This window comes from Pandoraea cepalis (genome assembly GCF_902459625.1).
In the GTDB taxonomy this organism is placed as follows: Bacteria; Pseudomonadota; Gammaproteobacteria; order Burkholderiales; family Burkholderiaceae; genus Pandoraea; species Pandoraea cepalis.
The window spans coordinates 607,544-626,146 of the sequence record NZ_CABPRY010000001.1; the positions used below are offsets into that span (position 1 = coordinate 607,544).

Here is an 18,603-nt window from a genome sequence, read left to right on the forward strand (position 1 = left end):
TCTGGACAGCCCCCAACATGACCACCACCGTGACTCAGAACGACACCGCGAACAAGGAAGTTCGCACGATCGACGGCGATTACGACGCCACCGCCAAGCAAAAGTCGCAAGCCAAGACGGCCCGCATCCCGATCAAGGTCGTGCCGATCGAGCGTCTGAAGAAGCCGGACTGGATCCGCGTGAAGGCGGCCACCCATACGTCGCGTTTCTACGAGATCAAGCAGATCCTGCGCGAGCACAACCTGCACACGGTGTGTGAAGAGGCGAGTTGCCCGAACATCGGCGAGTGCTTCGGCAAGGGCACGGCCACGTTCATGATCATGGGCGACAAGTGCACGCGCCGCTGCCCGTTCTGTGACGTTGGTCACGGCCGCCCGGATCCGCTCGACGTCGACGAGCCGCTCAACCTCGCGAAGACCATCGCCGCGATGCGCCTGAAGTACGTGGTGATCACGAGTGTGGATCGCGACGACCTGCGCGACGGCGGGGCTCAGCACTTCGTCGACTGCATCCGCCACGTGCGCGAGCTGTCGCCGCAAACCCGCATCGAAATCCTCACGCCGGACTTCCGCGCGCGTCTCGATCGCGCGCTGGGCATTCTGAACGCGGCGCCGCCCGACGTGATGAACCACAACCTCGAAACGGTGCCGCGCCTGTACAAGGAAGCGCGCCCGGGCTCGGACTACCAGCACTCGCTCACGCTCCTGAAGGAGTTCAAGGCGAAGCATCCGGACGTGTCCACGAAGTCGGGCCTGATGGTCGGCCTGGGCGAGACGGACGAAGAAATCCTGGAAGTGATGCGCGATCTTCGTGCCCACAACGTCGACATGCTCACGATCGGCCAGTATCTCCAGCCGTCGGAGCACCATCTGGCGGTACGTCGTTACGTCACGCCGGACACGTTCAAGATGTTCGAGGAGGAGGCCTACAAGATGGGCTTCACGCACGCGGCCGTCGGCGCGATGGTGCGCTCGAGCTATCACGCCGATGTGCAGGCGCACGAAGCGGGTGTGGCCGACGCCATCTGATTCGCCAGCGTCACCTCGTCGTCAGACACAGAACGCGGGCCGTCGAAAGACGGTCCGCGTTTTTGTTTGCCTTTCGATTACGACGCGTCACAGGATGGGCTCGGTTCAATACGCAATACGCGCGCACAAGTAGGCCTGTGCCGACTAAGTTGCGTCAAATGTGTCGCTATCTGCGGTGAACGTCGACGAATCGGACGCCTCACCCGCCAGTCGCGCCTCGTCGCGCCACGAAATATGCTGTAACAACCCTCACCTTGTCGGTTCTCCGGCATTGTTTCAGAATATTGAAACCTTGTTTTGCTTGGCAAAACAATGCGGCTGTCATGGAAATTCGCGAACAGTCGTTCCGGACGCACGCGAGGAGACTGCATGTCCCGTCAGGTCACCGAGGGCCGATATTTTGTGGAAGCGCCACAAGGGGGCCTGGGGAGGCGTTTGCCTCTGGTGATCGATGCACCGCACAGCGGGCATGTGTTTCCCCCCGATTTCGACACCATTGCGCCGACGGCTGCGATTCTCGCGTGCGGCGATGCTTACGTCGACGAGCTGTGGTCCGTGGCCACGCATCACGGCGCGACGCTCGTTGCCGCGCTTTTCCCGCGCGCCTACATCGACGCGAACCGCGCCGAGCACGACATCGATCCCGAATTGCTCGCGAGCCTGTGGCCGCACGACGCACGTCCGCAAGCCTATAGCGAGCGCGGTGTCGGCCTGCTGCATCGGTTTGCCGCGCCGAACGTGCCGCTCTACGACCGGCGACTGTCGGTGGCCGAAGTCGAGCGGCGTATTCATGACTATTACCTGCCATACCGTCACGCCCTGCGCGATGTGCTCGATGCCGCCTGGCAGCGGCACGGTGCGGTCTGGCACCTGAACTGTCACTCGATGCGTTCGCGCGGCGGGGCGCTCGATGTCGATGCCGGCATGTCGCGTGCCGACGTGCTCGTGAGCGACGGCAGCGGCACGACGGCCGATCCGGCCTTCTCACGCTGGATCATCGCCGAGTTCACACGACTGGGCTATCGCGTGGCGTACAACACACCGTGCGGTGAGGACGGCGGCGGCGATCTGGTACGTCACTTCGGACGCCCCGAGGAGCGACGCCACAGTGTGCAGATCGAGCTGAATCAGGCGCTTTATCTGAACGAATCGCGCGTGGAGAAGCATGACGGCTTCTCGACGCTGCAATCGCAACTTGGCCAATTCGCGGCGGCGCTCGCCGCCTATGCCGAACAACATAGTGAGGAAGTTTGATGGACTACACAGTCGCTTCGGTCGATACGGCGCTTACGCTGCTGTCGCTGGTCGGGGAGTGTCCTGGCCTGGGTGTGACGGAACTGGCGCATCGCGCCGGCCTGAACAAGTCGCGCGCCTTTCGTCTGCTGGCAACACTCGAGCAGCACCGCTGGGTGGTGCGCGAAGGCAGCCCGGTCACCTATGTGCTGGGCGCACAGGCCCTGGTGTTGGGCGTGGCGGGGCACGAGCAGGTCAATCTCGTGAAGGTCGCCCATCGCCATCTTCAGGTGCTCAATCGCGCGCTGAACGAGAATATCCAGCTTCGCGTACGCGACGGGCTCGAGTCGCTGTGCGTGGCACGCGTCGAGTCGACCCACGAGTTGCGCGTGCACGGCGTGGTCGGCAATCGTCGTCCGCTGTATGTCGGCGCATCAGGCCGCGTGCTGCTGGCATTCGCGTCCGACGATGTTCGCGCGCAGGTGCTGGGGCGTCCGCGCAAGCGCTACACCGCAGGCACGCTCATCGAGCGCGACGAGCTGGCTGCCGAGCTTCTCAACGTGCGCCGTCAGGACTGCGCGGTGAGCTTCGGTGAACTGGCGCCCGAGGCCGTATCGGTCGCGGTGCCGGTACGCGATGCCTCCGGCGAAGTGATCGCGTCGCTGTCGGCGTCTGGTCCGTCGTCGCGCATGACGCGGGCTCTGCTGCCCGACATCTCGTCGCGCCTGTCGGCCTGTGCCACCGAGATCTCCGCTGCACTGGGCTATCAGACGCCCCTGCCGGAAGCGCTGTCCGCCTGAGCGAGCGGTCGGGCCGCGTCGTTGATGCGACCTCGGGATTTGCCCAGGCGCCTTGTGCGACACACTACGCGTCGTGGATTTTCTGGAAATCCAGAAAGTCTATGACCTCGTTTTCCAGGTTTCCGTATTACCGATCTTCGGGTTTTCCACAGCTTCCATTATTAAAATCAAAGACTTGCATTGTTGGCATGGGTATTGCTTTTGTAGAGCACGTGCTGCCGCATGATCTGGCGTCCCTACGGGAATCCAGACGCACCCGGCAAGCCGTCCCAATAAGAGAGGAGACCTTATGTTCAAGCAATGTCTTGCCGCTGCGGCGCTGTGCGCGGCTTCGTTACACGCGTTCGCCGACGATGTCGTGCGTCTGGGAAATCTGAAGTTCGCCCACTACGGCGCGGTGTCGTACATGAAGGTCATCGGGCCGAAATACGGTCTGAAGATCGAGGAGCGGATGTTCGCCAAGGGGGTGGACATCATGCCGGCGATTGTGGCGGGGCAGGTCGATGTGTCGGCAAGCGCGCTGGATGCCGCGATTGCGGGGCGTGCGCAGGGCGCGCCGATCTACGCCGTGGCCGGGTTTGCGAAAGGCGGTGTGCGCCTTGTCGCAAAGAAGGGATTGCCGATCACCAAGGTGGCGGACCTCAAGGGCAAGAAAGTGGGCGTGGCCCGGGGCGGCGCCCAGGAGTTGATTCTATACGCCGAGTTGGCCAAGGCCGGCCTGACGTGGTCGGATAAGCCGGGCAAGGACGTGCAGATCCTCTTCATGGCGTACGCCGACCTGAACCAGGCGCTGGCCGCCGGCAGCATCGATGCGATGTGCCAGTCCGAGCCGCAGGCGTCGCAGGCCATCAACAAGGGCTTCGGCGTGGAAGTGCTCAAGCCGTACGACACGCCGCTCGGCGAACCGGTGCGCGCCCTCGTGATCACCGAGAAGCTCTACAAGGAAAAGCCCGACGTGGCGCAGCGCCTGATGTATGCGTTCGTCGAAGCCACCAACTTCTTCATCCAGCACCCGCAAGCGGCCGAGAAGTTCGTGCGCGAGGACATGTTCAAGAATCAGATCACGACGCAGGACTTCTCGGATGCCATCGGCAACTCGCCGTATAGCTACGACCTGAGCACCTCGCATGTGCAGCTCACGACCGACCTGATGAAACAGTATGGCGTGGGCCGGCTCCAGGATCCGGTGCCGAAGGCGGACGACTGGGTCAAGCTCGACCTGCTCGCCAAGGCGAAGACCCACTTGAACATCAAGTAAAGCGAGGCGAACGGATGGCCGCTGTGCTTGCTTCTTCGGGCGCGATGCGCACCGCGCGCATGATGCGCGGTGTGTTGATCCCGCTCGGGGTCGTGGTGATCTGGCAGATCGTCACGGGCCTCGGGTGGATCAACCCGATCATTCTCCCGTCGCCGCTGGCTGTTGTCGCCAAGTGGTGGCAATACCTCAAACCGACCGTGACGATGGCCGACGGCGTCGGCGCGTGGCTGAATTCGAGCGAATTGCTCATGGATGCCGCCAACAGCTTGTATCGCGTGGTCATGGGCTTCCTCGTGGGCGCGGTGATCGCGTTGCCCCTTGGCCTGCTCATGGGCACGAGCAGCCGCATCTATGGGCTGTTCAATCCGCTGGTGCAGGTGGTGCGCCCGATCCCCCCGATCGCCTACATTCCACTGGCCATTCTCTGGTTCGGCCTGGGCAATCCGCCGGCGTTCTTCCTGATCGCGCTCGGGGCGTTTTTTCCTGTGCTGATGAATACCATCGCGGGCGTACGTCACGTCGACGGCATCTATCTGCGCGCGGCCCGCAACCTCGGGGCGAGCCAGTTCACGATCTTTCGTCGCGTCATCATGCCGGCGGCGACGCCGTACATCCTGTCGGGCATTCGCATCGGCATCGGCACGGCGTTCATCGTTGTGATCGTGGCCGAGATGATTGCCGTGAACAACGGTCTCGGCTACCGCATTCTGGAAGCGCGCGAATACATGTGGTCCGACAAGATCATCGCCGGCATGCTGACCATCGGTCTGCTCGGCCTGGTGATCGACCTCGGCATGGATCGTCTCAACAACCACCTGCTCAAGTGGCACCGTGGTCTCGAAACCAAGTGAGGCGAGCGACATGCTGATCGAAATTGAACACGTGGGTAAGCAGTTCCCGATTCCGGGCGGTGTTGTCGATGCGCTCAAGGACATCGACCTGAGCATCGGCGCGGGGGAGTTCGTCTGCCTGCTGGGACCGTCGGGCTGCGGCAAGTCGACGCTGCTCAACGCGCTGGCAGGATTCGTGCAACCGACCTCGGGCGCCATCCGTATCGACGGTCGTGCGCATGCGGCGGCCGAGCCGGGCCCGGATCGCGGCATGGTGTTCCAGGAGTACGCGTTGTTTCCGTGGATGACGGTGGCGCAGAACATTGCCTTCGGGCTGGAAATCAAGGGGATGCGCCGCGCCGAGATCAACGAGCGCGTGGACCTGCTGCTCGGCAAGCTCAACCTGCGCGAGTTTCGCGACCGGTTTCCGCGCGATCTGTCGGGCGGCATGCGCCAGCGCGTGGCGATTGCCCGCGTGCTCGCGCTCGACAGCCCGATCCTGCTCATGGACGAGCCGTTCGGCGCGCTCGACGCGCTCACCCGCCGCACGTTGCAGGACGAGCTGCTGCGCATCTGGGAGGAGTTCAAGAAGACGATCATTTTCGTCACACACAGCATCGAGGAGTCGATCTATCTGGCCGACCGGGTCGTCGTCATGACGTACCGGCCGGGCACGGTCAAGCGAGACATGGTCATCGACCTACCCCGTCCGCGCGACACGGCAGGCAGCGAATTCAATGAATTGAAGAAGACGCTGGCCCAGATGGTGATGGAGGAGCAAATGCGCTTTGCGCAAAGCGAAATTCGCGGCGTCACCGCGGATTGATAACAAGGGCGGTGGCTTGCCCCGCCGCCTGAAGAGGAAACAACATGCAAACTCAGACCAAAAAACCCTTCTACCGCATCCTGTACGTACAGGTGCTGATCGCCATCGTCATCGGCATCGTGCTCGGTCACTTCAAGCCCGATCTGGCCGTGCAGATGAAGCCGCTCGGCGATGCGTTCATCAAGCTGATCAAGATGATCATCGGCCCGGTGATCTTCTGTACCGTCGTGACCGGTATTGCCGGCATGGAAGACATGAAGAAGGTCGGCCGCGTTGGCGGCAAGGCGATTCTCTACTTCGAAATCGTCTCGACGCTCGCGCTGATCATCGGTCTGGCCGCGACCCACATCCTGAAGCCGGGTGCCGGGTTCAACGTCGACATCAACGCACTCGATCCGAAGGCGATTTCCGGTTATGCCGCGAAGGCCGCCCACGGCGAGACGTTCGTCGACTTCCTGATGCACCTGATTCCGAGCACGATCACCGACGCGTTCGCGAAGGGAGACATTCTGCAGATCCTCGTGATCGCCATTCTGTTCGGCGCGGCGCTTGGCATGATCGGTGAGCGTGGCCGTGTGGTGACGAGTTGGATCGACAGCGTCTCGGGCGTGCTCTTTCGCGTGGTGCACATCATCACCAAGGTCGCGCCGCTGGGCGCCTTCGGTGCGATGGCCTTCACGATCGGCAAGTACGGCATCGCCTCGCTGGTGCCGCTCGCCAAGCTCATGGGCACGTTCTACCTGACGTCGTTCCTGTTCGTGATCGTGGTGCTGGGTCTGATCGCCAAGTTCACCGGCTTTTCGATCTTCCGTTTCCTCGCCTACATCAAGGAAGAGCTGCTGATCGTGCTGGGCACCAGCTCGTCGGAAGCGGCACTGCCGCACCTGATGGAGAAGATGGAGAAGGCCGGTTGCTCGAAGTCGGTGGTGGGTCTGGTGATTCCGACCGGTTACTCGTTCAACCTCGACGGCACCAACATCTACATGACGATGGCCGTGCTGTTCATTGCGCAGGCGACCAACATCGATCTGACCTGGGGCCAGCAGCTCACGCTGCTCGCCGTGGCGATGCTGACCTCGAAGGGCGCCTCGGGCGTGACCGGCGCCGGCTTCATCACGCTGGCCGCCACGCTCGCCGTGATCCCGACGATCCCGGTGGCCGGGATGGTGCTGATTCTCGGTATCGACCGCTTCATGAGCGAGTGCCGTGCGCTGACGAACCTCGTCGGCAATGGCGTGGCGACCATCGTCGTGTCGGCCTGGGAAAAGGAGCTGGACCGCAACAAGCTCGCGCAGGCCATGTCCAAGGACCGCGAACCTGAGCTGGCCTGACGGCCGGCGGCGGGGGCAGGAGCGTCACGTGAGTCGTTTCGCGTGACGCCACCGGCTCCCCGCCAACGCAAGATTCGCCACCGGGCGGCGCGGCACAGGCACAATAGCGCCTGAGCTTCGCCGCCCGGTGGTCCTTTGGTTTTTCCTGGTTTTGCGATGACGACAGGCGGCACGACCGCGCCGCCTGCCGCCATCGCCAGAACCGGCCGTCATCGACGTCGACAAGGCGTACGCTGCGACCCAATGGCCACTCAGCACGACAACCCGATTCGCCCACGTGAGCGCCAGGCACCGGCAGGTGCCTCCGCTTCACGTACGGACGCTTCGCCCCCCCGGCGCGACGAAGTCCCCATCGATTTCGAGAGGGCCGTGCCGATGCGCCGTTGGTCGTGGATCGCCGTCATGCTGTTGGCGAGCGTTCTGTTCTGCTGGTTGACGTACGCCCTGAGCTGGCAGCGCGGCGTGGCCGACCTGCGCGTGAACGCCGGCGCGCGTGTCGAGCGCTACGCGGGCAGTCTGCGCAGCACCGTCGATCGCTACGAATTCCTGCCGTATTTGCTTTCGCTGCATCCGGATGTGCGCGATCTGCTGCTTCATCCGAACGATCCCGCGGTCGTGCAGCGCGCCAACGATTATCTGTTCGACGTGAACCAGCGCGCCAAGGCGTCGGCCGCCTATGTGATCGATGCCAACGGGATCGCGCTGGCCGCGAGCAACTGGCGCGAGAAGGCCACGTTCGTGGGGCAGCAATATCGTTTTCGCCCGTACTTCATTGATGCGATCCGGGGCGCGCTGGGCCGTTTCTATGGCGTGGGTACGACATCGGGCGAGCCAGGGTACTTCGTCTCGCAGCCGATTGTGGTGGATGGCCAGATTCGTGGCGTAGTGGTCCTCAAGCTCAACCTGGAGTGGTTCCAGCGTGCAGGTGCCGACGCCTCCGAGCCCGTCGTCGTGGCCGACGATCACGGCGTGATATTCCTGTCGTCCGAGCCGCGCTGGCAGTATCGGGCGCTCGCACCGCTAACCCCCGCGGTGAAGGCGGCGCTCGACAGCTCGCGTCAGTACTACAACCAGCACATCACGCCGCTCGCCTGGAGCGAGGACGAGCGGCTCGACGCCGACGGCGAGGTCGTGACCGTGCGCGACGGACGCGGCGCCGGCAAGATGCGCCGCTTTCTTGCGGTGCAGCGCCGGCTGGGCGAGCCGAACTGGACGCTGATGTACTTCGCGCCGCTCGATCAGGTGATCGCCAACGCCCGGATCGCGGCGGTGGCGGCGGGCTGTCTCGCGGCGTTTACCTGCTTGCTGGGGGTCGCATGGAACCAGCGGCGTCAGCGCGTACGCGACATGCTCAAGAGCCGTGAGCTGTTGCAATCGGCGTATGCGGAACTGGGCGAGCGCGTGGCCGAGCGCACCGCCGATCTGCAGTCGGCCAATGAACGCTTGCAGACAGAGGTGCAGGAGCGCGCGCGCACCGAGCACGAACTGCGCGAGGCACAGAGCGAACTCGTGCAGGCGTCCAAACTCGTGGCGTTGGGGCAGATGGCTGCCGGTATCACGCACGAACTCAATCAGCCGCTCTCGGCGCTGCGCAGCTTTTCCGACAACACACGGGTGTTGCTCGAACGCGCTGAGTACGGCGCGGCGCAGGAGAACCTGGAGGCCATTGCGTCGCTCACCGACCGCATGGGCAAGATCACCGGGCAACTGAGGCTCTTCGCGGGCCGATCGCGCCGTGGCGACATGGAGGCGTCGGTGCGCCGCGCGCTCGACAATACGGTGACGCTGCTGCGCGGGCGTCTGGCGGACATCCCATTGACGACGACGTTTGCCGACGGATTGGACGACGTGTACGTGGCCTGCGAAGGACTGCGTCTCGAACAGGTGTTGATCAATCTGGTGGGTAACGCTATCGACGCGGTGGGAAGCGTTTCCAGCCCGCACGCACCGCCGTCGATCTGGATCGATGTGGAGGCCGACGACCTGTGGGTGCGCATGTACGTGCGTGACAACGGGCCGGGCATTTCGGAGGCGCATATGCCGCGACTGTTCGAGCCGTTTTTCAGTACCAAGGAGGGGGGGCAGGGCATGGGGCTCGGACTCGCCATCTCGTCATCCATCGCCCAGGAGAACGGCGGCCAGTTGGTCGCACGCAACGTTCCTGGCGGTGGCGCAGAATTTCTCGTGACGCTGCGCCGCGTGCAACGCACCGGCGCGACAATCGCATGATGTACAAAAACCTTCAGATCTTATTTGTCGAAGACGACGAACTCGTGCGGCGTGCCACGCTGCAGAGCCTGCAACTCGCCGGACTCGACGCCTTCGGGCTTGCCTCGGCCGAAGCCGCGCGCGAGCGCATCACGCCGGATTTCGCCGGCATCGTCGTGTCGGACATTCGCCTGATCGGCATGAGCGGGCTTGAGCTGCTTTCGCATCTGCGTCAGCACGCACCCGAGGTGCCCGTGATCCTCGTGACCGGTCACGGCGATATTTCGATGGCCGTACAGGCGATTCGCGATGGTGCCTACGACTTCATCGAGAAGCCGTTTGCGCCGGACCGTCTGATCGAATCGGCCAAGCGTGCGTTGGAAACACGCAAGCTCATGCTGGAGAACCAGGCGTTACGGCGCGAACTGGCGGAACAGGGCGGCCGCGCCTCGCGCATCATCGGACGCAGTCCGGCAATGGAGACGCTGCGCACGCTCATCGCCAACGTGGCGATGACCGATGCGCCGGTGCTCATCAACGGCGACACGGGGACGGGCAAGGAGCTGGTGGCGCGCAGTCTGCATGAGTTGTCGCGCCGCCGCGATGCGCCGTTCGTCGCGCTGAACTGCGGTGCGTTGCCCGAGGCGATCTTCGAGAGCGAGATGTTCGGTCACGAGGTTGGCGCGTTTACCGGCGCGGCCAAACGTCGCATCGGAAAGCTCGAACATGCGTCGGGCGGCACGCTGTTTCTCGACGAGATCGAGAGCATGCCGCTTGCGTTGCAGGTCAAGTTGCTGCGCGTTTTGCAGGAGGGTGTGCTGGAACGCTTGGGCTCGAATCAGTCGGTTCGTGTCGACTGCCGCGTGGTCGCAGCTGCGAAGGGCGATATGGAAGCGCTGGTGCGCGAGGGCACATTCCGTCGCGATCTGTATTACCGGCTGAATGTGGTGACGCTGGCGTTGCCGCCGCTGCGCGAGCGCCGCGAGGATATCCTGCCGCTGTTCGAGCACTTCATGCTGGACGCCGCCGTGCGTTATGGACGTCCGGCGCCCGTGGTCTCGGATCGGATGCGTCAGGAGCTGATGCAGGCAGACTGGCCGGGCAACGTGCGTGAGCTTCGCAACGCGGCGGATCGCCTGGTGCTCGGTGTGGCGAGTGCGCCCGAGGGCGACTCGCTCGCGCCGCTGCCGCTCAAGGAGCAGGTGGACCGCTTCGAGCGCGCCGTGCTGCAAGAGGCGCTGGAGCACAGCAAGGGCAACGTGGCGGCGACGGCCGAGGCGCTGCATGTGCCCAAGGCAACGCTGTATGAAAAGCTCAAGCGTTACGGTCTACACACGCGCGGTCAAGGCGAGGGAGGCGAGGGCGGTCAGACGATGCGGTGACGCGCCCGGGCGCGGCGTCGTCAAGCCTGCTTGCCCAGCGCCGTCTCGATGAGTTTGTCGAGTTCCGCATATTCCGGCTCGCCGACGTATTGCTTGAGCACCTTGCCATTGCGGTCCACGACGAAGGTCGTCGGGGTGAGCTGGACGTTGCCGTACTGCTTGGCCACGCTGCCGTCGGAATCCATCGCCACCTTGAACGGCAGTTGGCGCGACTGGGCATAGTTCACCACATACATTGGCGGGTCGTAGCTCATGGCGACGGCGACGAATTCCAGCCCTCGGCCTTTGTACTTCTCGTACGTCTGCACCATCGTCGGCATTTCCTTCATGCACGTTGTGCAGCTCGTCGCCCAGAAGTTCACGAGATAGACCTTGCCCTTGAGTTGCTCGGTGCCGAGCTTTTGTCCCGAGAGCAGCGTGAACGTCGCCTCGGGCGCGCGCTTCTGACCGTAAAACGTGAAATACGCAGCGATCGCCACGATTGCGATGATCGCAATGGCGAGGATCTTGCTCATGGGAGACTTGCGGGTGGTCGTAGCGCTCATGACACAGCCGTGTGGGAGGATGGTTCAATGGGTGACAACGATTCTACTCTGATTTCCAACTCCGATTCTGCCGCCCCGATCCCGCTGCTTCGGTAGCGCCGCCGCGATCGTGCCGCTTCGATTCCATTGCCCCGATTCCAGCGCTCCGATTCCACAGCTCCGATTCCACAGCTCCGATTCCACGCCCCCCGATGCTCAGCGCGTCGCGGTGGCGCGTCCAGCGCGCAGCTGGGTGCGGCCTTGCGCGATGGCGTCGTCGAGATAGGCGCCATAGAAGTCGGGGAGTCCCGCGCCGATCAGCGGGTTCGCGACCGGGCGTCCGCTCGTATCGAGGAACAAAACCGTCGGCGACACCTTGACACCGTGCGCGCGCGCCCAGGCAACACCCGTTGTCGTCGAGCCGTCGAACTCGCGCACGGGCGCTGTGCTGTCCATGCCGATTTCGCGGACCTCATATTTTCCAGTGCGCACGAGCGGCGCAAGTTCGCGCTGACGGATCGGGCCGCAATACACGCAGTCGCGCAGCGATACCAGCACGATCAGCGGGGCGTCGAGCGAAGCGGCACGGCGGGCGTGAGCGGCGAAGTCTGTCGCCAGCGGCACGCTGGCCTGTGCTTGCGCCGCACGCGTACCGTCGTTCTGCGCGGGCGTTGCCGCCCCGCCGCCGCCGTTACGGGGTGACGTGACGCTCCCGGTTTGCGCCGACGCGAGATTCCCTGCGACGGGGCGCGGGTTACCGCCCGAAGCCGGCGCCGCGGCCGCCGTGCCTATGGCGAAAACCGTCGTCAGCACCGCCAGCCCCCTCACAAGGCTACCGGTCCTTTGCAGGGGCGCTACGGCTTGACACCCGGGCATGAGCGCCCGCGCGGATGCAACCGTCCCGTGTCTGTCGCAGACGGTGGTAGGCAATGGGCGGGACGAGTCGGCCGTGGCGCGTTTCATGCCGCCGATGATACCGGGATCTGCAACGGCGTGTTTTTCGTGTCGCAGCACATGGCGGATAATGGCAATCTCCTTCTCTTCGGGCTCCTCCTCCTGTCTATGAATCGCGTTGTCCGTGTCTACGTCCTGCTTGCCGCGACCATGGTGCTCGCCGCCTGTTCCCCTCGCTACGATTGGCGCGAGGTGCACGACAAAGACGGGGCGTACGCCGCAACCTATCCCGCCAAACCGACACAGGACGCGCGCGAAGTGAAGTTCGCCTCCGGCCTACTGCCTATGCGCATGCAAGCCGCCCGGGTCGATGCGGCACTCTTCGCCGTGGGCGTGGTGACGCTGCCCAAGGACGACGCGACGCTACGTCAAGCAGTCCTCGCCGAGTTGCAGCATGGCTTGCTCGCGAACGTGAACGACGGGGCCGCCGCGCCGGTGCAGGTCATGGTGCGTCAGGCGGGCGACGCGCCTGCGATTCCCGGACTGGGCGTGTCCGCGCAAGGCAAGGCCAGCGACAAGACCGAGCGTTACGTTGCCGCCCGTTTCGTCGGACGCGGCAATCACGTCTATCAAGTTGTCGTGCTGGCGACGAAGGCTCCCGCGAAGGACCAGGTCGACCAATTTCTCGATTCGTTCACGTTGGAGTGATGGCCGCTGCGCTGCGCGCCCGTCACGATGACGGGGCTTCGCGGTATTGCACGGCCTCTGCGACGTGATGGGCATCGATATCGCCAATGCCTGCGAGATCGGCTACCGTGCGCGCCACGCGCAGCACGCGATGATAGGTACGTGCCGACCAATGGTGTTGCGTCACCGCGCGGTGCAGAACGTCCTGCGCGTTCGGCCGCAGGGCGCATTGCGCCTCCAGCGCACGGCTCGACAGGCCACTGTTCAATTGGCCCTGGCGAGATAGCTGGCGCTCCCGCGCCTGGCTGACGCGTGTCGCCACGACCTCGCTGCGCTCGCCGCTGGCCGGCGCGGCGAACATCTCGGCGCTCAGCGCCGGCACCTCGACGTGCAGGTCGATGCGATCGAGCAGCGGGCCCGAGAGACGATTGCGATATCGCGCCACGGCCTCGCTCGTGCAGCGGCAATTGCGCGACGGATGTCCCAGGTCGCCGCACGGGCATGGGTTCATCGCAGCCACGAGTTGAAACGCGGCAGGGAAGGTGGCGTGTCCGCCCGCGCGGGAGATCGTGACATGGCCCAACTCCAGCGGTTCGCGCAGGACTTCGAGCACGCGGCGCTGAAATTCAGGTAGTTCGTCGAGAAAGAGCACCCCGCGATGGGCCAGGCTGATTTCACCGGGCCGCGGCGCGCTACCTCCGCCCACCAGGGCCGCGGCCGACGCCGTGTGATGCGGCGCGCGAAACGGTCGCCGGCCCCAGTGGCGCATATCGAATCCCTGTACGCTCAGGCTGGCCAGCGTGGCGGCTTCCACGGCCTGTGCCTTGCTCAGCGCCGGGAGCAGTCCCGCGAGCCGCGTCGCCAGCATCGACTTGCCGGTACCCGGTGGACCGTAGAACAGGATGTGATGTCCGCCCGCCGCCGCAACTTCCAGCGCGCGCTTGGCGTGCTCTTGTCCCTTGATATCGCCCAGGTCGGGGAGGTCGCTTGCTTGCGCGACGCCGCTGTCGGCCGACGCCGCCAGCGCCAGTGGGACAACGGCGCGCGGCAGCGGCGTCGCCACGTCGGGCTCGGCGAGATGTGCGCAGACATCGAGCAAGGTGCGCGCGCCATAGACAGTGGCGCCCTCCACCAATGCGGCTTCCTGCGCGCTTCCCGCAGGTAGCACGAGCGCACGCGCCGACGGCTCGGCCAGCATGGCGCTCGCCATCGCCAATGCCCCGCGAACCGGACGCAACTCGCCGGTGAGCGATAACTCTCCCGCAAACTCGTGCGAGCGCAATCCGGCGTCGGGGAGCTGACCGCTGGCCGCAAGGATGCCAAGCGCAATCGGCAGATCGAAGCAGCCAGACGCTTTGGGTAAATCGGCCGGCGCCAGATTGACCGTGATGCGCCGGGCGGGAAATTCGAACCGGCTGTTCTGCAACGCCGAGCGCACGCGCTCCCGGCTTTCCTTGACCTCGGTATCGGGCAGGCCGACCAGCGACAGGCCGGGCAGCCCGTTCGCCAAGTGCACTTCGACGGTGACCGCGCGGGCCGCCATCCCCGTGATCGCACGGCTGCTGACAACTGCCAATGACATCTCTCCTCCTTCGAACGATTGCGACGCGTCACATCACATCGCGTCGATGTCGATAGTCGTCGCAGAACGCCGCGACGCACAATGTCCAGTCGGAGGAAATCGGGGGAGTGGAGGGTGTTTTCGGAGCGACGGCACCGACGGCTCGGCAAGGTCCGCTGCGATTTAGGAGGATTCTGATCTCAGACTGAGAATCGGGAAGTGACGACACACGACAGCTGGGTGCGCCGCAGTGGGGCATGGCGTTGGCCTTCGGCCGCCGAAGATGACAAAGGGCGCCCACGCGCCCCTTGTGTTTCGTCAGTCTTGCGCTTCGTTGCGCAGGCCTTCGAGTTCGGCCACGCGTTTTTCGAGCGCCTCGAGTTTCTCGCGCGTGCGCGCGAGCACCTGCGCCTGCACGTCGAATTCCTCGCGGGTCACCAGATCGAGCCGGTTAAACCCCTGGTTGAGCAGGCTTTTGACGTTGCGCTCGATATCCTTGGCGGGGGATTGCTTGAGCAACTCACTCACCTTGGCTTGCATGTCTTGCAGGATCTCGTTCGGTTTCATAAGCCTTCCTCTCTTCAATTCTTCGCACCAACGTGGTGCTTGCACCGTCGGTGTGCTTCGGCGCGCCGGTCTGACCGGTGCAAGGTGGTGCATCAGGGCGGCCGCCAACGTTGGCGCAACTCTAACACCGTTTCCTGCGCCCAGCCAGCGCACACAACGGCGCAACCGTTACCCGGCAAGGACTTGACCTCGTTCGACACGCCGGGTTGTCGCCGGCACCGGCGCCGGCGCGTCACTTTGCCCCCGCAATTTTGCCAATTTTTTATCCCGGAATTTGTATCTTGCGCGTCGCAGCGCATGGGGATCTGAGACCTGGCACGAGAGTTGCTCTACTCAGGTCAGAAACTGCCGCACGCTGCACCAAGACGTTAGATAACAACTCAGGGGAAAGTGATGAAGAAAGTGTCAACTGCGATGGCTGGCGTTGTGTTCTCCGGTGCGATGGCGATGTCTGCCAGCGCTTTTGCGCAGACGAGCGCCGATGGCGCGGCGCCCGCCACAGCGGCGAGTGCCGCGGCCGAACCGCTGACCGTGACCGCCAACATCGGTCTGTTCTCCGACTACCGCTTCCGCGGGATCTCGCAAACGGGCAAGCGCCCGGCGGTGCAGGGCGGCTTCGATATCGCACACGAATCCGGACTGTATGCGGGCGTATGGGCGTCGAACATCAGCTGGATTTCGGATGGCAATTCGGCGGTGAGCGCGCCGATCGAAATGGATTTCTACGGCGGCTGGAAGAAGGAAATCATCCCGGACTGGACCATCGATGTCGGGGGCCTGCAGTACTACTACCCGGGCACCTATCCGTCCGGGGCCTTCTTCCCGCGTCCGCATACGTTCGAACTGTATGCCGCCCTGGGCTGGAAAACCGTAACGCTGAAGTACTCGCACTCCATGACCCGCTTGTTCGGCCTCGTGAGTCCGGACGGCCAGGATACGTCGAACAGCGGCTACCTCGACCTCACGGCAACCTATGACATCGGCGTCTGGGGCCTCTCGGCTGTGGGTCACGTGGGGCATCAGTGGGTGCACAACTTCAGCGCGGCTGGCTACACCGACTGGAAGATCGGCCTGTCGAAAGACCTGGGCAAGAACTTCTCCGTGTCGGTCGCCTACGTCGATACGAACGCCGATGAGAAGTACTACACCGCCGCGAATTCCGGCAAGGTACTCTCCAAGGCGACGGTCGTCGTGGGGTTGTCGAAGACATTCTAAGGAGCGACTCAATATGAAGCTGATAACCGCAATTGTGAAACCCTTCAAGCTCGACGAGGTGCGCGAAGCCCTCTCGAACATTGGCGTGGCGGGGATTACGGTGACCGAAGTCAAGGGCTTCGGCCGCCAGAAGGGCCATACCGAGCTGTATCGGGGTGCAGAATATGTCGTCGACTTTCTGCCGAAGGTGAAGATCGAGGCGGTCATCGGCGACGCCCTGCTCGATCAGGCGATCGACGCCATCGAGCAGGCGGCCCGCACCGGCAAGATCGGCGACGGCAAGATTTTCGTGTCCAACGTCGAACACGTCGTCCGCATCCGTACGGGAGAGACGGGCGAAGACGCGCTGTGAAGGTCCTACAAAAGAGACAACAAATCATGAAAAAACTGCTTGCCAAACTGTTGCTCGTCGCCGCCTTCGCGGGCGTCGCGGGCACGATGGGCCTCGGCTCGACCGCCGCGCTCGCGCAGGACGCTTCGGCGCCTGCCGCCGCGTCGGAGACGGCGTCACCCGCAGCGACGGCTGCGACGCCGGCGGCTGCGCCTGCACCGTCGGCTCAGGCCGCTGCGCCGGCGCCTGCCGCCGCAACGCCCGTGCCGCCGAACAAAGGCGATACGGCCTGGCTGCTGACCTGTACCGCGCTGGTGATTTTGATGACGCTGCCCGGCCTGGGCCTGTTCTACGGCGGTCTCGTCCGCTCGAAGAACATGCTCTCGGTGCTGATGCAGTGCTTCATCATCTTCTCGCTCGTGGTCGTGCTCTGGTCGATCTACGGCTACAGCATCGCGTTCACCGAGGGCGGGGCGTTCTTCGGGGGCTTTGATCGACTGTTCCTGAAGGGCATGACGCCGGACTCGATCGCCGCGACCTTCAGCAAGGGCGTGAATGTGCCGGAATACGCGTACATGGCGTTCCAGGCCGCGTTCGCCGCCATTACCTGTGCGCTGATCGTCGGGGCATTTGCCGAACGTACCAAGTTCTCGGCCGTGCTGCTCTTCACCGTGATCTGGTTCACGTTCTCGTACCTGCCGATCGCCCATATGGTGTGGTTCTGGTCGGGTCCGGATGCTTACACGGACCCTGCCGCCGCCGACGCCGCCACGGCACATGCCGGCTGGCTCTTCCAGAAGGGCGCGCTCGATTACGCAGGCGGTACGGTGGTGCACATCAATGCCGCTATCGCCGGTCTGGTCGGCTCGTACATGGTCGGCAAGCGTGTTGGCTTCGGCAAGGAAGCGTTCAAGCCGCATTCGCTCACGATGACGATGATCGGTGCCTCGCTGCTCTGGTTCGGCTGGTTCGGCTTCAACGCCGGCTCGGGGCTGGAGGCCAACGGCGGTGCCGCGCTCGCCTTCGTGAACACGCTGCTCGCCACCGCGGCTGCCACGCTGTCGTGGACGGCCGGTGAGTGGATCGGCAAGGGCAAGCCGTCGATGCTCGGTGGCGCCTCGGGGGCTGTCGCCGGTCTGGTGGCGGTGACGCCGGCCGCCGGCTTCGTCGGCCCGATGGGCTCGATCGTGCTCGGCCTGCTTGCCGGTCTGATCTGCCTGTGGGGGGTGAATGGCCTGAAGCGCCTGCTCAAGGCCGACGACGCGCTCGACGTGTTTGGCGTGCATGGCGTGGGCGGTATGCTCGGCGCGATTCTGACGGGCGTGTTCGCGGCCCCGTCGCTTGGCGGCACGGGCATCTACGACTACGTGGCCAACAAGGTGGCGCCGGACTACTCGATCGCCGGTCAAGTCTGGATCCAGCTGCAGGCCGTGCTCACCACGGTCGTCTGGTCGGGCGTGGTCGCCTTCATCGCCTTCAAGATCGCCGACATCGTGCTGGGTCTGCGGGTGCCGGAAGACGAAGAGCGCGAGGGTCTGGACATTACCTCGCACGGCGAATCCGCTTATCACAACTGATGACGCAGACGTCGGTGGGGGGGGCGTTTGCCCCACCGCTCGACGCTGTGACATCGCATGGTTTGGGCCCGGCTTCGGCCGGGCGTGACTTCCAACAAGCGCCCGCGAATCGGCAACGATACGCTGCCAACCTCGGCCCAGGGCGAGCAAGAGAGGTTGCCGGTGGCTGGTCGGACGGCCGCCCCCGGCATTGGACGGGTACCCGGCGGGTGCCCGTTTTTTTCGCTTGCGATTCCCCGCTTCGTCCCCATCTTCTCTCACCGCGGCGTGCGCACTCCACGTCCTCCGATCCTGCCCAAGGGTGGGGGGCGCCGAGCGTATGCTCTACAATCGATATTCCATCTGGATATG

General features: G+C 64.2%; 17 protein-coding genes. 13 read left to right on the plus strand and 4 right to left on the minus strand.

Going from position 1 to position 18,603, the window contains the following annotated elements:
- Nucleotides 1-17 precede the first annotated feature (17 nt).
- From lipA to PCE31107_RS02765, 9 genes are all read left to right on the plus strand, one after another.
- Complete coding sequence (gene lipA, locus PCE31107_RS02725) at nucleotides 18-1,028, plus strand: lipoyl synthase (protein WP_240756149.1); 1,011 nt, start codon at nucleotides 18-20, stop codon at nucleotides 1,026-1,028.
- 369 nt (nucleotides 1,029-1,397) lie between these two features.
- Nucleotides 1,398-2,282, plus strand: a complete 885-nt coding sequence (locus PCE31107_RS02730; protein WP_150606346.1) for an N-formylglutamate amidohydrolase — start codon at nucleotides 1,398-1,400, stop codon at nucleotides 2,280-2,282.
- The gene (locus PCE31107_RS02735) at nucleotides 2,282-3,061 is read left to right on the plus strand and encodes an IclR family transcriptional regulator (RefSeq protein WP_017235605.1); all 780 of its coding nucleotides are present in this window, start codon (nucleotides 2,282-2,284) and stop codon (nucleotides 3,059-3,061) included. Before PCE31107_RS02730 ends, PCE31107_RS02735 begins: the two co-directional genes overlap by 1 nt.
- A gap of 289 nt (nucleotides 3,062-3,350) precedes the next feature.
- Nucleotides 3,351-4,319, plus strand: coding sequence for an ABC transporter substrate-binding protein (locus PCE31107_RS02740; RefSeq protein ID WP_130024727.1), 969 nt, complete (start codon nucleotides 3,351-3,353; stop codon nucleotides 4,317-4,319).
- A gap of 14 nt (nucleotides 4,320-4,333) precedes the next feature.
- A complete protein-coding gene (locus PCE31107_RS02745) occupies nucleotides 4,334-5,170 on the plus strand; it encodes an ABC transporter permease (protein WP_217425177.1) in 837 nt (278 codons plus the stop codon).
- 10 nt (nucleotides 5,171-5,180) lie between these two features.
- On the plus strand, nucleotides 5,181-5,975 hold the full coding sequence (locus PCE31107_RS02750) for an ABC transporter ATP-binding protein (protein ID WP_130024728.1): 795 nt from the start codon (nucleotides 5,181-5,183) through the stop codon (nucleotides 5,973-5,975).
- 44 nt (nucleotides 5,976-6,019) lie between these two features.
- Nucleotides 6,020-7,306 carry a dicarboxylate/amino acid:cation symporter gene (locus PCE31107_RS02755; protein ID WP_150606348.1) on the plus strand — a complete coding sequence of 429 codons (1,287 nt, stop codon included), beginning with the start codon at nucleotides 6,020-6,022 and terminating at the stop codon, nucleotides 7,304-7,306.
- 243 nt (nucleotides 7,307-7,549) lie between these two features.
- Nucleotides 7,550-9,535 carry a sensor histidine kinase gene (locus PCE31107_RS02760; RefSeq protein ID WP_150606350.1) on the plus strand — a complete coding sequence of 662 codons (1,986 nt, stop codon included), beginning with the start codon at nucleotides 7,550-7,552 and terminating at the stop codon, nucleotides 9,533-9,535.
- Entirely contained in the window at nucleotides 9,535-10,896 is a 1,362-nt protein-coding gene (locus PCE31107_RS02765) for a sigma-54-dependent transcriptional regulator (protein WP_150606876.1), read from the plus strand. The genes PCE31107_RS02760 and PCE31107_RS02765 overlap by 1 nt, the downstream gene beginning before the upstream one ends.
- Nucleotides 10,897-10,916: 20 nt before the next feature.
- On the opposite strand, the gene PCE31107_RS02770 is transcribed toward PCE31107_RS02765, so the two are convergent.
- Both PCE31107_RS02770 and PCE31107_RS02775 read right to left on the minus strand, forming a co-directional pair.
- Nucleotides 10,917-11,411 (minus strand): TlpA disulfide reductase family protein, encoded by a 495-nt coding sequence (locus PCE31107_RS02770; protein WP_425494701.1) that lies wholly within the window; start codon nucleotides 11,409-11,411, stop codon nucleotides 10,917-10,919.
- A 225-nt stretch (nucleotides 11,412-11,636) separates the two neighbouring features.
- On the minus strand, nucleotides 11,637-12,233 hold the full coding sequence (locus PCE31107_RS02775; RefSeq protein WP_246181690.1) for a thioredoxin domain-containing protein: 597 nt from the start codon (nucleotides 12,231-12,233) through the stop codon (nucleotides 11,637-11,639).
- Nucleotides 12,234-12,482: 249 nt separating this feature from the next.
- On the opposite strand from PCE31107_RS02775, the gene PCE31107_RS02780 reads away from it, so the two are divergent.
- Nucleotides 12,483-13,022, plus strand: a complete 540-nt coding sequence (locus PCE31107_RS02780) for a hypothetical protein (protein WP_150606354.1) — start codon at nucleotides 12,483-12,485, stop codon at nucleotides 13,020-13,022.
- A 22-nt stretch (nucleotides 13,023-13,044) separates the two neighbouring features.
- Here the strand turns inward: PCE31107_RS02780 and PCE31107_RS02785 are convergent, their stop codons facing one another.
- Nucleotides 13,045-14,583: a YifB family Mg chelatase-like AAA ATPase gene (locus tag PCE31107_RS02785; protein WP_150606356.1), complete on the minus strand. Its 1,539-nt coding sequence runs from the start codon at nucleotides 14,581-14,583 to the stop codon at nucleotides 13,045-13,047.
- A gap of 297 nt (nucleotides 14,584-14,880) precedes the next feature.
- The gene (locus PCE31107_RS02790; protein WP_017235617.1) at nucleotides 14,881-15,129 is read right to left on the minus strand and encodes an accessory factor UbiK family protein; all 249 of its coding nucleotides are present in this window, start codon (nucleotides 15,127-15,129) and stop codon (nucleotides 14,881-14,883) included.
- A 393-nt stretch (nucleotides 15,130-15,522) separates the two neighbouring features.
- Between PCE31107_RS02790 and PCE31107_RS02795 the strand changes: the two genes are divergently transcribed.
- From PCE31107_RS02795 to amt, 3 genes are all read left to right on the plus strand, one after another.
- Entirely contained in the window at nucleotides 15,523-16,344 is an 822-nt protein-coding gene (locus PCE31107_RS02795) for a TorF family putative porin (RefSeq protein ID WP_130024734.1), read from the plus strand.
- Between the two features lie 13 nt (nucleotides 16,345-16,357).
- A complete protein-coding gene (locus PCE31107_RS02800) occupies nucleotides 16,358-16,696 on the plus strand; it encodes a P-II family nitrogen regulator (protein ID WP_010804740.1) in 339 nt (112 codons plus the stop codon).
- 86 nt (nucleotides 16,697-16,782) lie between these two features.
- Nucleotides 16,783-18,252, plus strand: a complete 1,470-nt coding sequence (gene amt, locus PCE31107_RS02805; RefSeq protein ID WP_246181717.1) for an ammonium transporter — start codon at nucleotides 16,783-16,785, stop codon at nucleotides 18,250-18,252.
- Nucleotides 18,253-18,603 lie beyond the last annotated feature (351 nt).

Coding starts and splice junctions, on each gene's coding strand:
- PCE31107_RS02790 (WP_017235617.1), bottom strand. CDS start 15,129: ATGAAACCGAACGAGATCCTGCAAGACATGCAAGCCAAGGTGAGTGAG.
- PCE31107_RS02770 (WP_425494701.1), bottom strand. CDS start 11,411: ATGAGCAAGATCCTCGCCATTGCGATCATCGCAATCGTGGCGATCGCT.
- PCE31107_RS02800 (WP_010804740.1), top strand. CDS start 16,358: ATGAAGCTGATAACCGCAATTGTGAAACCCTTCAAGCTCGACGAGGTG.
- PCE31107_RS02730 (WP_150606346.1), top strand. CDS start 1,398: ATGTCCCGTCAGGTCACCGAGGGCCGATATTTTGTGGAAGCGCCACAA.
- PCE31107_RS02795 (WP_130024734.1), top strand. CDS start 15,523: ATGAAGAAAGTGTCAACTGCGATGGCTGGCGTTGTGTTCTCCGGTGCG.
- PCE31107_RS02745 (WP_217425177.1), top strand. CDS start 4,334: ATGGCCGCTGTGCTTGCTTCTTCGGGCGCGATGCGCACCGCGCGCATG.
- PCE31107_RS02735 (WP_017235605.1), top strand. CDS start 2,282: ATGGACTACACAGTCGCTTCGGTCGATACGGCGCTTACGCTGCTGTCG.
- PCE31107_RS02740 (WP_130024727.1), top strand. CDS start 3,351: ATGTTCAAGCAATGTCTTGCCGCTGCGGCGCTGTGCGCGGCTTCGTTA.
- PCE31107_RS02760 (WP_150606350.1), top strand. CDS start 7,550: ATGGCCACTCAGCACGACAACCCGATTCGCCCACGTGAGCGCCAGGCA.
- PCE31107_RS02750 (WP_130024728.1), top strand. CDS start 5,181: ATGCTGATCGAAATTGAACACGTGGGTAAGCAGTTCCCGATTCCGGGC.
- PCE31107_RS02785 (WP_150606356.1), bottom strand. CDS start 14,583: ATGTCATTGGCAGTTGTCAGCAGCCGTGCGATCACGGGGATGGCGGCC.
- PCE31107_RS02780 (WP_150606354.1), top strand. CDS start 12,483: ATGAATCGCGTTGTCCGTGTCTACGTCCTGCTTGCCGCGACCATGGTG.
- PCE31107_RS02755 (WP_150606348.1), top strand. CDS start 6,020: ATGCAAACTCAGACCAAAAAACCCTTCTACCGCATCCTGTACGTACAG.
- lipA (WP_240756149.1), top strand. CDS start 18: ATGACCACCACCGTGACTCAGAACGACACCGCGAACAAGGAAGTTCGC.
- PCE31107_RS02765 (WP_150606876.1), top strand. CDS start 9,535: ATGTACAAAAACCTTCAGATCTTATTTGTCGAAGACGACGAACTCGTG.
- amt (WP_246181717.1), top strand. CDS start 16,783: ATGGGCCTCGGCTCGACCGCCGCGCTCGCGCAGGACGCTTCGGCGCCT.